The following is a 12032-nucleotide window of genomic DNA, read 5'->3' on the forward strand; positions in this document are numbered from 1 at the left end:
ACTAGCGCTGCTTGAGTAGATGGCGCGGTACGGCGTAGAGAAAATACAGCTCGCCATCCTGCAGGTGCGCGGTCATGCCCAACTCGGGATACACCCAAGCCTGCCCCTCGGCCAGCTCCAGCGTCAGGCGCGGCTGGCCGATGCTGGCCGCTAACCGCGCCGCATCAAGCGGCGCAGGCGGCAACAGAGTCAGCGCAATAATCGGCCGATTCGCCAAAGACACCAGCAGCTGACTGCCCAGTGGCTGCGCCTTATCCGTCGGTTTTAGCCCCGCGGCCGCCAGCAAGCTCTCGCGCTCAGCGGCCTCCAGCCCCACCTCCGCCTCCAACGACCACGCTTCATTGCCGTCCTGCAATTCACCGCGATAGAGCAGGCGCGCACCATCCAGGCTGGGCTGCAGCCACAGCTCGCCCTCCAGGGCATCACGCAGGTGCACCACGCTCAGCCGATCATCGGCCAGGGGCGTCAGCACCTCAGCTTGCCATTGCGCCAGCCAGGGCAAAGGTTGCGCGGCCGGCTGCGGACGCATCAACCAGGATCCCCAAGCAAAGAACAGGGCAGCAACCACGGCAAAGATCAGCCAGTGCTGCGGGCGTATGGGCGGTAATTTCATCGAGTTTTCCTTGACCATAAAAATCGCCAAAAGCGATTTTTAACGTCGCGCAGCGATGGTCCGAAGGGTGGCCGCCAGTGATGCTCGGCCATAAAAAAGCCGCACCTAGGTGCGGCTTTTGACAGTAGCGCGATTTACGCGGCGATCGAACCCTTGAGCTTGTTCATCGCGTTTTTTTCCAGCTGACGAATGCGCTCGGCCGACACGTTGTACTTAGCCGCCAAGTCATGCAGCGTGGCTTTTTCTTCGGCCAGCCAGCGCTGGTAAAGGATGTCACGGCTGCGCTCGTCCAGTCCTTCCAACGCTTCGTGCAGGTTGGCACTAGAGCTGTCGGTCCAGTCTGAATCCTCCAGCTGACGCGCCGGGTCGTAGCGATGGTCTTCCAGGTAATTGGCCGGCGACTTGAACGCGCTTTCGTCATCCGCCTCGGCAGCGGGGTCGAAAGCCATGTCATGCCCAGTCAGACGGCTTTCCATCTCGCGTACTTCGCGCGGCTCAACACCTAGGCTTTCGGCCACGGCGTGCACTTCATCGTTGTTCAGCCAGGCCAAACGCTTCTTCTGGCTGCGCAGGTTGAAGAACAGCTTACGCTGCGCCTTGGTGGTGGCCACCTTAACGATGCGCCAGTTGCGCAGGATGAACTCGTGAATCTCGGCGCGGATCCAGTGCACGGCGAACGACACCAAGCGTACACCCATTTCCGGGTTGAAGCGCTTGACCGCCTTCATCAGGCCAACATTGCCTTCCTGAATCAGGTCAGCCTGGGCCAAGCCGTAACCGGAGTAGCTACGGGCGATATGCACCACAAAGCGCAGGTGCGCCAAGACCATTTGCCGGGCGGCTTCGAGGTCTTGCCTGTAGAAGAGATTCTCCGCCAGCTCACGCTCCTGCTCGGGGGTCAACAGCGGGATGCCGTTTACCGCATGCACGTAAGCTTCCAGGTTGGCACCCGGAACCAAAGCATGAACAGGTTGCATGGAAGTGGACATTTGGATCCTCCTACTTACGAAATCGTGTGGCAGTCTAGCACTGCTCAATAAGACGTTGTGCCTATCTACAAGTTCCCTTACACATAGTCAATATCAAGCAAAACAATAACTTACTACCTTGGGGCAAGCTCGTTCAAGTGCCTTGCTACGGCCAGCCAAGCGCCAATATAGCCCAACAGTACCGCGCCGAGCAGTAGGGATAGACCATCGGCCATCGGCACGCCATCTAGGGCGAAGTCGCTGCCGTACAAACCTGCCAGGCGCACCACGGCGTCATTCAGCCAGCCCAGGCCATAGGCCAGTAGCAACCAAGCCAGCAACCCAGCGCCTAAACCGTAGAGTGTGCCCATATAAAGAAAGGGCCGGCGCACATAGCTGTCGGTACCGCCGACCAGCTTGATCACTTCGATCTCAGTGCGGCGGTTTTCGATATGCAGACGAATGGTGTTGCCGATCACCAGCAGCAGGGCCATCACCAGCAGCAGCGTCAGACCGAAGACAAAGCGCTCGCCCAGCTTAAGCATCGCGCTAAGGCGCTCGACCCAAAGCAGATCCAACTGCGCCTGCTGCACCCGCGGCAACTCGGCCAGGCGCAAGCGCAAGGCTTCCAGAGCAACTTTATCGACTTCCTGCGGGGTGACCACAATCACGCCCGGCAGCGGGTTATCCGGCAGTTCTTTCAGCGCCTCGCCCAACCCTGACTGCTGCTGAAACTCGGCCAGCGCCTGCTCACGGCTGATCCATTCCGCCTCGGCCACATCATCCATTTCGGCGATTTGCTCGCGCAGTGCCTGCCCCTGAGACTCAGTGGCATCGATCTGTAAAAACAGGGAAATCTGCGCCGCACGCTGCCAAGACACACCGAGGCGCTCGACATTATCCAGCAGCAAGGCCAGCCCCATGGGCAGGCTCAGCGCCACCGCCATCACCAGGCAGGTGAAAAAGCTGCCAATGGGCTGTTTGCCCAGCCGGCGCAGGCTGTCGACCAGGCTGGCGCGGTGGCTTTCCAACCAGGCATGCAACTGATGGGAAAAGCTTGGACCGTCATCCGGGGTTGGCGGCTCGTTTTTTTTCGCCGCGGCACCAACGCGCTGCGCCGGTTGCGGCGGTGGCATACGGGTGGCGCTCATGCCGCCTCCCCGTCGCCGATCAAGCGGCCACGCTGCAAGGTCAACATACGGTGGCGCATGCGGGCGATCAGCGCCAAATCGTGACTGGCAATCAGCACCGTGGTGCCCAGGCGGTTGATGTCTTCAAACACGCCCATGATCTCGGCGGCCAGACGCGGGTCAAGGTTGCCGGTGGGCTCGTCCGCCAACAACAAGGCCGGACGGTGCACCACAGCGCGAGCAATACCAACGCGCTGCTGCTGACCGGTGGACAGGTCGCCGGGGAATTGCTCGGCTTTGTCGGCCAGCGATACGCGCTCTAGGGCGGTGCGCACACGGCTGCCGATTTCGTCCTTGGACAACCCCAGAATCTGCAAGGGCAGCGCTACGTTGTCGAACACGCTGCGGTCGAAGAGCAATTGGTGATTCTGGAACACCACACCGATTTGCCGGCGCAGAAAGGGAATCTGCGCATTGGTGATATGCGACAAATCCTGCCCGGCCAGCAGCAATTTGCCGCTACTCGGCCGTTCCATCGCCAGCAGCAGGCGCAGCAAGGTACTTTTGCCCGCGCCGGAGTGGCCGGTGACGAACAGAAACTCGCCACGGCGCACATGGAAACTCAGTTCGTGCAGCCCGACGTGGCCGTTGGGGTAGCGTTTACCGACCTGCTCGAATTTGATCATCCTATTTCTCCGCGAACAGCGCCTGAACGAAGGCTTCGGCCTCGAAGGTACGCAGGTCGTCGATGCCCTCACCGACGCCGATATAGCGAATCGGCAGGGCGAACTGCTTGGCCAGGGCGAAAATCACCCCGCCTTTAGCGGTGCCGTCCAACTTGGTAAGGGCCAGGCCGGTGAGGCTGACGGTCTGGTTGAACTGCTTGGCCTGATTGATCGCGTTCTGCCCGGTGCCAGCATCCAGCACCAGCAACACCTCGTGCGGTGCGGTGTCATCCAGTTTGCCGATCACCCGGCGTACCTTCTTCAACTCTTCCATCAGGTTGTCTTTGGTGTGCAGACGGCCAGCGGTATCGGCGATCAGCACATCCATCCCGCGCGATTTCGCCGCTTGCACAGCATCGAAGATCACCGAAGCAGAGTCAGCGCCGGTGTGCTGAGCGATCACCGCGATCTGGTTGCGCTCCCCCCACACCTGCAGCTGCTCGACAGCCGCTGCGCGGAAGGTGTCACCGGCGGCCAGCATGACTTTCTTGCCATCCTGCTGGAGTTTTTTCGCCAGTTTGCCGATGGTGGTGGTCTTGCCCGCACCATTCACGCCGACTACCAGAATCACGTAGGGCTGCTTGCTGCTGTCGATTTTCAGCGGTTGCTCGACCGGCTTGAGCAGCGTGGTCAATTCTTCCTGCAAGGCTTTATAGAGCGCACCACTGTCGGCCAGCTCCTTGCGCGCCACGCGTTTGGTGAGGTTCTGCACAATGGCGGTGGTGGCCTCGACGCCCACGTCGGCGGTTAGCAGGCGGGTTTCGATGTCTTCCAGCAGGTCATCGTCGATGACTTTCTTGCCAAGGAATAGGCTGGCCATGCCTTCGCCAAGGCTGGCGCTGGTTTTTGACAAGCCTTGCTTGAGGCGCTCAAGAAAGCCGGCACGATTTTCTTCAGTACTTTTGACCGCCGCCTCTACCTTGACCGGCTCAACCACTGGCGCTAGCGGCTCAACGACCGGCTCCACCACCACCGGCTGCTCAACATGGGCATGCAGCACTTCGCTGCCGGCATTGATGCGGAACCGTGACGGCCGTGGCAACGGGCTCGCTTCGCTGGCTTCAGGCTGTGCAGCTACGGCCGGCGCGGCCTGCTCAACCGGAGCAACCGGAGCAACCGGAGCAACCTGCGGCTCAGCCACAGGCGTGTCGAGTGGTTTTTCAGCGGGCACCGGCGCATCGTTGACGGGCTCAAACGGTGCAGGGGCGGCAACCTCTGGAGCAACCGGGATAGCCGGTTGTTCGCTAACAGGCGCGGGTTGCGGCGCAGGGCTGGCCGGCGCTTGCGGCTTTTTACGCAGCCAGCCGAACAGGTCTTTCTTCTCCGCAGGCTTGTCGCCAGAAGGAGTGGGGGTCTTCTTGTCGTCGTTGGAACCAAACATGGAGGACGGCTATCTCAAAGGAGCGACGCGCGCAGCAACAGGCTCTGAAGGCATTACTCACGCAGCATTAAAAGCTGAAGAGTGTACGCAGTAACAATCAGATGCCTTAGTAGGCGTGGTCGTCAGTAAAACGGATGCGTATCCTAGCACCTCCGCGCCCGCCGACGCTAAGACCAAGCGGGCCCGTCCGACAGGTCGAGAATCTATGTCAATAATTGCCCAACGCACTGCCGCTTTATTGCTGGGCGTGCTCTGCACACCGCTGCTGGCCTTTGCCGCCGCGCCGCAGCCGACTCACGAATTCAGCCTGGACAATGGCCTTAAAGTCATCGTGCGCGAGGACCACCGTGCGCCCGTGGTGGTCTCCCAGCTTTGGTACAAAGCTGGCTCCAGCTACGAGACGCCCGGCCAGACCGGCCTGTCCCATGCCCTCGAACACATGATGTTCAAGGGCAGCCGCAAGCTTGGCCCCGGCGAAGCATCACGCATCCTGCGCGAGCTGGGCGCCGAGGAAAACGCCTTTACTAGCGACGATTACACCGCCTATTACCAAGTGCTGGCGCGTGACCGCCTGGCCGTCGCCCTGGAGCTGGAAGCTGACCGCCTGGCCAGCCTCAAGCTGCCGGCCGACGAGTTCGCTAAAGAAATCGAGGTCATCAAGGAAGAGCGCCGCCTGCGCACCGACGACAAGCCGTCGAGCCTGGCCTACGAGCGCTTCAAGGCCATGGCCTACCCCGCCAGCGGTTACCACACGCCGACCATCGGCTGGATGGCCGATCTCGAGCGCATGACCGTCGAGGAGCTGCGCGCCTGGTATGAGGCCTGGTACGCGCCGAACAACGCCACCCTGGTAGTGGTCGGCGACGTCAGTGCCAGCGAAGTGAAGACCCTCGCCGAACGTTATTTCGGTGCCATTCCCAAGCGCAGCGTGCCCACCGCCAAAGCCCCGCGTGAACTGGCCGCACCGGGTGAGCGGCGCATTACCCTGCACCTGAAAACCCAGCTACCGAGCCTGATGATGGGCTTCAACGTGCCCGGCCTGGCCACCGCCGAACAACCGCGTCAGGTGCACGCCCTACGCCTGGCCGCTGCCCTGCTCGATGGCGGCTACAGCGCCCGCCTACCGACGCGCCTGGAGCGCGGCGAGGAACTGGTATCCGGTGCGTCGGCCTGGTACGACGGCTTCTCCCGTGGTGACAGCCTGTTCATCCTCTCCGCCACGCCTAACGTGCAGACTGGCAAAACCCTGGAGCAAGTGGAGGCCGGCTTATGGCGTGAACTAGAGGACCTGCAGAACACTCCACCGAGCGCCGAGGAACTGGCCCGCGTGCGGGCGCAAGTGATTGCTGGGCTGGTCTACGAGCGCGACTCCATCACCAGCCAAGCCACCGCCATTGGCCAGCTGGAAACCGTCGGTCTGTCATGGAAGCTGATCGATCAGGAGCTGGCTGAACTGGAAGCCGTCACCCCTGCGGATATTCAAAAAGCCGCCAGCACCTTCTTTACCCGCGACCGCCTGAGCGTCGCCCATGTTCTACCTGAGGAGAAGGGCAATGAGTGAGCGCAACGGCCTACGTTACGGCCTGCTCGGCCTAGCGCTACTGATATTGCTGGCGCTGCTGGCCCTGGTGATCAACCGCCCGGATAGCAGCCCAACACCCGCTGCGGCCGTCGAGTCGGACAGCATTGAGTCCCTGGCTGCGCTGGGTGACCAGGCGCCAAGTCGCCGCGACCTGAACATCCAGACCTGGCAAACCGCCGAAGGCGCCAAGGTGCTGTTCGTTGAAGCCCGCGAGCTGCCGATGTTCGACCTGCAACTGACCTTTGCCGCCGGCAGCAGCCATGACGACGGCATCGCCGGCTTGGCCATGCTGACCAATGCCATGCTCAACGAAGGCGTACCGGGTAAGGATGTTGGCGCGATTGCAGCAGGCTTCGAAAACCTCGGCGCCAACTTTGGTAACGGCGCTTACCGCGACATGGCCATTACTAGCTTGCGCAGCCTCAGCGCTGCGGACAAACGCGAACCGGCCATGCAGCTGTTCAATCAGGTCATCGGCCAGCCGACCTTCCCAGAAGACTCGCTGGCGCGGATCAAGAACCAGCTACTGGCTGGCTTCGAATACCAGAAGCAGAACCCGGGCAAACTGGCCAGCCTGGCACTGTTCGAGCGGCTGTACGGCACGCACCCTTACGCGCATCCCAGCGACGGCAATGCCGAGTCGATTCCGGCAATCAGCCGTGAACAGCTGCAAGCCTTCCACGCCAAAGCCTACACCGCCAATAACGCGATCATCGCACTGGTCGGCGACCTCTCGCGCAGTGATGCCGAAGCTCTAGCCAATGCGGTGTCCGCCGCCCTGCCTAAAGGCCCGGCGCTGCCACGCATCGCCCAGCCGCAAGAGCCCAAGGCCGGCTTGCAGCACATCGAGTTCCCCTCGAACCAGACTCACCTGATGATCGCCCAGCTCGGCATTGACCGCCGCGACCCGGACTACGCCGCGCTTTACCTGGGTAACCAGGTATTCGGCGGCGGTGGTTTTGGCACGCGCCTGATGACCGAAGTGCGCGAGAAACGCGGCCTGACCTACGGCGTCTACTCAGGCTTCAGCGCCATGCAGGCGCGCGGCCCATTTATGATCAACCTGCAGACCCGCGCCGAACTCAGCGATGGCACCCTGCAACTGGTCAAAAGCATGCTGGCCGACTTTATCAAGGATGGCCCGACCGCTGACGAGTTGAACAACGCCAAACGCGAGCTGGCCGGCAGCTTCCCGCTGTCCACCGCCAGTAACGCCGCCATCGTCGGCCAGCTGGGTTCGATGGGGTTTTACGACCTGCCGCTGAGCTACCTGGAAGACTTTATGCGTGATGTGCAGGCGCTGGACGTGGCGCTGGTCAAAGCGGCCATGGCCAGACACCTCGACCCAGAAGCCCTGGTGATCGTCACTGCTGGCCCGACCGTGGCGCAGAAAGAACTGCCACCGCCCACCGACACCCCCGCCGAGCAACCTTCTGCAGTACCGGAGCATTAATGAGCAAGCGACCCAAACCGCCGAAAGCCAACCCCGCCCATAGTGGCGATGGCCAGCTGCGGATCATCGGCGGGCAATGGCGCTCGCGCCAGTTCAACTTCCCCATGGCTGCCGGGCTGCGGCCAACACCGAACCGTGTCCGCGAGACCCTGTTCAACTGGCTGGCGCCCTACGTTGAAGGGGCCAAGGTGCTCGACCTGTTCGCCGGCAGCGGCGCACTGTTTCTTGAAGCCCTGTCGCGCGGTGCCGGCAGCGCCCTGGCCTTGGACCTCAATCCAGCCGCCATCAACAGCCTGCGCGGGCACCTGCAAACGCTGAACTGCGACAACGGCCAGCTGCAGCAGACTGACGCCCTGCTCTACCTGCAGAACCCGACAGCAACGCCGTTCGATCTGGTGTTTCTCGACCCGCCGTTCAACCAGAGCCTGCTGCTCCCAGCCTGCCAGTCCTTAGAAAACAACGGCTGGCTGGCCGCCGATGCCTGGGTTTATACCGAAAGCGAGAACTCACCCTCCAGCCTCGGCATGCCCGGCAACTGGCGCCTGCACCGCGAGCAAAAAGCGGGACAGGTGTATTACGCGTTGTGGCAGCGAACGGCAGCAGCTTAAGGCTTTTGTAGGGTGGGTTAGCCGCGCCAAATCAGTCTGCCGCCACGCTGGGCCAGACGCGGCGTAACCCACCAAGCTGAGAGCAAGGCCAACCTAAGTCGGGTTCCGCCATTCAGCCGCTGCATTTAGCTTCCGTTTCACCGCCTCAGGCCCTAGCCTGAGCGCTTACCCTCTTGATACCGCAACCATGAGCACGTCCTTCAAACCCGCGTGGTGGCTGCCCGGCCCGCACCTGCAAACGCTGTGGAACCCGATGTGTCGCCAACCGGCGAAACTGGCACGCACACGCGAACGGCTGTGGCTGGAGGATGGCGACTTTCTCGATCTGGACTGGCATGGCCCGCATGAAGCCAATACCCCGCTGGTGTTAGTGTTGCATGGCCTGACCGGTTCATCCGATTCGCTGTATGTACTGGGCTTGCAGCAGACACTGGCGGCGCAGGGCTGGGCCAGCGTGGCGCTGAACTGGCGCGGTTGTTCGGGTGAGCCCAATCTGCTGGCACGGGGGTATCACTCCGGCGCCAGTGAGGATTTGGCGGAAACCGTGCGCCACCTGCGCGCCCAGCGCCCCATGGCACCGCTGTATGCGGTGGGTTATTCGCTAGGCGGCAATGTGCTGCTCAAGTATCTGGGGGAAACCGGCGCCGACAGCCATTTGCAGGGCGCAGCGGCAGTCTCGGTGCCGTTTCGCCTGGATCAGTGCGCTGACCGCATCGGCATGGGCTTTTCTCGGGTTTATCAAAGCCATTTCATGCGCGAGATGGTCGCCTACGTGAAGGACAAGCAGCGCCTGTTCGCTCATCAGGGCATGAGTGATCGCCTGTCCACCCTGGAGAAGCTCGGCCCACTGGACAATATGCGCACTTTCTGGGACTTCGACGGCCGCATTACCGCACCGCTGCATGGCTACGCCGATGCCGAGGACTACTACCGCCGCGCGTCCAGCCGCTATTTCCTCGGCCAGATCGAAACACCGACGCTGATTATCCAGGCCGCTGACGATCCCTTCGTGTTCCCCCACAGCCTGCCCGAAGCCAGCGAACTGTCGCCCAGCATCGAATTCGAACTGCACGCCCACGGCGGCCATGTCGGTTTTGTCGAAGGCAGCCTGGGTAAACCGGGTTATTACCTGGAGCGGCGCATTCCGCAGTGGTTGGCCGAGCAGGCGGCCAAGCCACTGTAGGGTGGCTACAACTCAGATCACCTGTTCAAGCGGCACATGCAGCTTGGCGTACAACGCCTCCACGGCCTCGCGTGCTTGCGGTGCAGTGTAGCCGCCTTCCAGCGCCAGCACCTGGTAGATGCCACGGCGCAGCATGTCCTCACTGAGGTCGTCGGGGCTGCCGCGCGTGGTGCAAAGGAAGCGCACCCAAGACGTCATGATGATCCAGCTATTGAGGGTCAACGCCTCAATTTGCGACGCATCCATCAGCAGGATGCCGGCCTCGACAAAGCCCTGATAAATCGCCTGCGCCTGCGCCAAGCAGCGCTGGGCAAATTGCCGGTAGCGCTCAGCCAACGCCGCATCGCTTTCGAGCAAATGCTCGAGGTCGCGGTGCAAAAACCGGTAGTGCCACATGGCCGCGAGCAGCGCCTCCAGGTAGAAGGTTTTGTCTTGCACGGTCAACGCCCGACCTTCCGGACGACGCAGGAAGATATCCACCTGGCTTTCGTACAGGGCAAACAGTTCGGCGATGATCGCCTGCTTATTGCGGAAGTGGTAATACAGATTGCCCGGTGAAATCCCCAGGTGCGCCGCGATGTGGTTAGTGCTGACGTTGCGCTCGCCCTGGGCGTTAAACAGCGCCAGGCTCTCTTGAATGATGCGTTCGCGGGTTTTAAGTGGGGCTGACATAGCGGCTCGTTCTCAATTCAAAGCCCGGCAAAAGTACACGTTCAACCGCATAAAGAGCTACCCAGCGCCGAGCCAGATCACGCGCTTAAACTCTGCGGGCATGCGCCAGCCGGTTGATCGTATCCTGCGATTTGACAGATTAGAGCAATTGCTCTAAAAATCCAGCATCCCTTTTCTGCAGTGGCCTCACTCATCTGATGCACTGCATTGCCGGAACGCCAAGGAGCAGCATGATGGTCGCCGACGTCTCTTACCTCGAACAAAGCCTGCACAACAGCCAACAGCAGATCAGCCAGCTGGAGAGCAGCTTTGCCCGTCAGCGCCAGGCATACAACGCCAACACAATGCCCTCGGCGGAACAACGCATGCAGTGGCTCAACGCGCTGCGCGAGCTGCTCAGCAACGAGCGGGAAGCCTTGATCAGCGCCATCAGCCAGGACTTCAGCAACCGCAGCGCCGATGAAACCCTGCTCGCCGAGCTGATGCCCAGCCTGCATGGCATCCATTACGCGACCAAGCGCATCAAAAAATGGATGAAGCCGTCACGGCGCAGCGTCGGCATGCAATTTATGCCCGCAGCCGCCAAGGTGATCTATCAACCGCTGGGCGTGGTTGGGGTGATCGTGCCGTGGAACTACCCGCTGTTTCTCGCCGTCGGCCCGCTGGTGGGCGCGCTGTCGGCCGGTAACCGGGTGATGATCAAGATGAGCGAGTCGACCCCGGCCACCTCGCAACTGGTCAAGGACCTGCTGGCCAAGGTCTTCCCCGAAGACCTGGTCACCGTGGTGTTGGGTGAGGCGGAAGTGGGCATGGCCTTCTCCAAACTGCCGTTCGACCACCTGCTGTTCACCGGTGCCACCAGCATCGGCAAACACGTGATGCGTGCCGCCGCCGAAAACCTCACCCCAGTCACCCTGGAGCTGGGCGGCAAGTCGCCGGCCATTGTCTCCGCCGACGTACCGCTGAGTGACGCCGCCGAACGCATCGCCTTCGGCAAGACCATGAACGCCGGTCAAACCTGCGTGGCCCCGGATTATGTGCTGGTGCCGAAGGACCGCGTGGACGGCTTTGTCGAGGCTTACCGCCACGCGGTGCAAAGCTTCTTCCCGACGCTTGCGGACAACCCGGACTACACCGCCATCATCAATGAACGCCAGCAACAGCGCCTCAACAGCTATCTGAAGGACGCCGAAAGCAAGGGCGCAACCGTTATCTCGCTGTACCCAGAAGCCCAGGACCGACGCATGCCACAGGCCGTGCTGCTGAATGTGACGGATGAGATGAAGGTGATGCAGGACGAGATCTTCGGCCCGCTGCTGCCGATCATCCCGTACGACAAACTGGAAGACGCCTTTGCCTATATCAATCAGCGCGATCGGCCGCTGGCGCTGTACTACTTCGGTTACGACAAGAGCGAGCAGCAGCGTGTCCTGCACGAAACCCACTCCGGCGGTGTGTGCATCAACGACACCCTGCTGCATGTGGCCCAGGACGACATGCCATTCGGCGGCGTCGGCCCTTCCGGCATGGGCCATTACCACGGCCATGAAGGTTTTCTGACCTTTAGCAAGGCCAAGGGGGTGTTTATCAAGCAGCGCTTCAACGCCGCCAAAACGATCTACCCACCCTATGGCAAAACCCTGCAAAAACTGATCTACAAGCTGTTCGTACGCTGACCTGATCCGGGCGGGCTCAGTCGCCCTGCGCCCGCCCACAG

11 protein-coding genes are annotated in these 12032 nt (G+C 61.6%); 5 read left to right on the forward strand and 6 right to left on the reverse strand.

Going from position 1 to position 12032, the window contains the following annotated elements; genetic code table 11:
• Window position 1 precedes the first annotated feature (1 nt).
• From ACEPAJ_RS19910 to ftsY, 5 genes are all read right to left on the reverse strand, one after another.
• Window positions 2-613, reverse strand: a complete 612-nt coding sequence (locus tag ACEPAJ_RS19910; protein WP_425917282.1) for a hypothetical protein — start codon at window positions 611-613, stop codon at window positions 2-4.
• Window positions 614-747: 134 nt separating this feature from the next.
• Complete coding sequence (rpoH, locus tag ACEPAJ_RS19915; protein WP_425917284.1) at window positions 748-1602, reverse strand: RNA polymerase sigma factor RpoH; 855 nt, start codon at window positions 1600-1602, stop codon at window positions 748-750.
• A gap of 113 nt (window positions 1603-1715) precedes the next feature.
• Window positions 1716-2732, reverse strand: a complete 1017-nt coding sequence (gene ftsX, locus ACEPAJ_RS19920; protein ID WP_425917286.1) for a permease-like cell division protein FtsX — start codon at window positions 2730-2732, stop codon at window positions 1716-1718.
• Window positions 2729-3397: a cell division ATP-binding protein FtsE gene (ftsE, locus tag ACEPAJ_RS19925; RefSeq protein ID WP_274087158.1), complete on the reverse strand. Its 669-nt coding sequence runs from the start codon at window positions 3395-3397 to the stop codon at window positions 2729-2731. The genes ftsX and ftsE overlap by 4 nt, the downstream gene beginning before the upstream one ends.
• 1 nt (window position 3398) lies before the next feature.
• Window positions 3399-4817 carry a signal recognition particle-docking protein FtsY gene (gene ftsY / locus ACEPAJ_RS19930; protein ID WP_425917289.1) on the reverse strand — a complete coding sequence of 473 codons (1419 nt, stop codon included), beginning with the start codon at window positions 4815-4817 and terminating at the stop codon, window positions 3399-3401.
• A 205-nt stretch (window positions 4818-5022) separates the two neighbouring features.
• On the opposite strand from ftsY, the gene ACEPAJ_RS19935 reads away from it, so the two are divergent.
• From ACEPAJ_RS19935 to ACEPAJ_RS19950, 4 genes are all read left to right on the forward strand, one after another.
• A complete protein-coding gene (locus ACEPAJ_RS19935) occupies window positions 5023-6378 on the forward strand; it encodes a M16 family metallopeptidase (protein ID WP_425917290.1) in 1356 nt (451 codons plus the stop codon).
• On the forward strand, window positions 6371-7852 hold the full coding sequence (locus tag ACEPAJ_RS19940) for a M16 family metallopeptidase (protein WP_425917292.1): 1482 nt from the start codon (window positions 6371-6373) through the stop codon (window positions 7850-7852). Before ACEPAJ_RS19935 ends, ACEPAJ_RS19940 begins: the two co-directional genes overlap by 8 nt.
• Window positions 7852-8460, forward strand: a complete 609-nt coding sequence (gene rsmD, locus ACEPAJ_RS19945; protein WP_425917294.1) for a 16S rRNA (guanine(966)-N(2))-methyltransferase RsmD — start codon at window positions 7852-7854, stop codon at window positions 8458-8460. The genes ACEPAJ_RS19940 and rsmD overlap by 1 nt, the downstream gene beginning before the upstream one ends.
• Window positions 8461-8647: 187 nt before the next feature.
• Window positions 8648-9643: a hydrolase gene (locus ACEPAJ_RS19950; RefSeq protein ID WP_425917296.1), complete on the forward strand. Its 996-nt coding sequence runs from the start codon at window positions 8648-8650 to the stop codon at window positions 9641-9643.
• A 12-nt stretch (window positions 9644-9655) separates the two neighbouring features.
• Here ACEPAJ_RS19950 and ACEPAJ_RS19955 read toward each other — a convergent pair whose 3' ends face one another.
• Complete coding sequence (locus tag ACEPAJ_RS19955; protein WP_425917298.1) at window positions 9656-10315, reverse strand: TetR/AcrR family transcriptional regulator; 660 nt, start codon at window positions 10313-10315, stop codon at window positions 9656-9658.
• Between the two features lie 233 nt (window positions 10316-10548).
• Here ACEPAJ_RS19955 and ACEPAJ_RS19960 point away from each other — a divergent pair, with 233 nt between their 5' ends.
• Window positions 10549-11991 carry a coniferyl aldehyde dehydrogenase gene (locus ACEPAJ_RS19960; protein ID WP_425917300.1) on the forward strand — a complete coding sequence of 481 codons (1443 nt, stop codon included), beginning with the start codon at window positions 10549-10551 and terminating at the stop codon, window positions 11989-11991.
• Window positions 11992-12032 lie beyond the last annotated feature (41 nt).

Origin of the sequence: Pseudomonas sp. GWSMS-1 (assembly GCF_049847425.1) — a bacterium.
In the GTDB taxonomy this organism is placed as follows: Bacteria; Pseudomonadota; Gammaproteobacteria; order Pseudomonadales; family Pseudomonadaceae; genus Aquipseudomonas.

What these genes read in the sequence shown, in the direction of transcription:
- ACEPAJ_RS19910 (WP_425917282.1), bottom strand. Translation starts at nt 613, where the DNA reads ATGAAATTACCGCCCATACGCCCGCAGCACTGGCTGATCTTTGCCGTG.
- rpoH (WP_425917284.1), bottom strand. Translation starts at nt 1,602, where the DNA reads ATGTCCACTTCCATGCAACCTGTTCATGCTTTGGTTCCGGGTGCCAAC.
- ftsX (WP_425917286.1), bottom strand. Translation starts at nt 2,732, where the DNA reads ATGAGCGCCACCCGTATGCCACCGCCGCAACCGGCGCAGCGCGTTGGT.
- ftsE (WP_274087158.1), bottom strand. Translation starts at nt 3,397, where the DNA reads ATGATCAAATTCGAGCAGGTCGGTAAACGCTACCCCAACGGCCACGTC.
- ftsY (WP_425917289.1), bottom strand. Translation starts at nt 4,817, where the DNA reads ATGTTTGGTTCCAACGACGACAAGAAGACCCCCACTCCTTCTGGCGAC.
- ACEPAJ_RS19935 (WP_425917290.1), top strand. Translation starts at nt 5,023, where the DNA reads ATGTCAATAATTGCCCAACGCACTGCCGCTTTATTGCTGGGCGTGCTC.
- ACEPAJ_RS19940 (WP_425917292.1), top strand. Translation starts at nt 6,371, where the DNA reads ATGAGTGAGCGCAACGGCCTACGTTACGGCCTGCTCGGCCTAGCGCTA.
- rsmD (WP_425917294.1), top strand. Translation starts at nt 7,852, where the DNA reads ATGAGCAAGCGACCCAAACCGCCGAAAGCCAACCCCGCCCATAGTGGC.
- ACEPAJ_RS19950 (WP_425917296.1), top strand. Translation starts at nt 8,648, where the DNA reads ATGAGCACGTCCTTCAAACCCGCGTGGTGGCTGCCCGGCCCGCACCTG.
- ACEPAJ_RS19955 (WP_425917298.1), bottom strand. Translation starts at nt 10,315, where the DNA reads ATGTCAGCCCCACTTAAAACCCGCGAACGCATCATTCAAGAGAGCCTG.
- ACEPAJ_RS19960 (WP_425917300.1), top strand. Translation starts at nt 10,549, where the DNA reads ATGGTCGCCGACGTCTCTTACCTCGAACAAAGCCTGCACAACAGCCAA.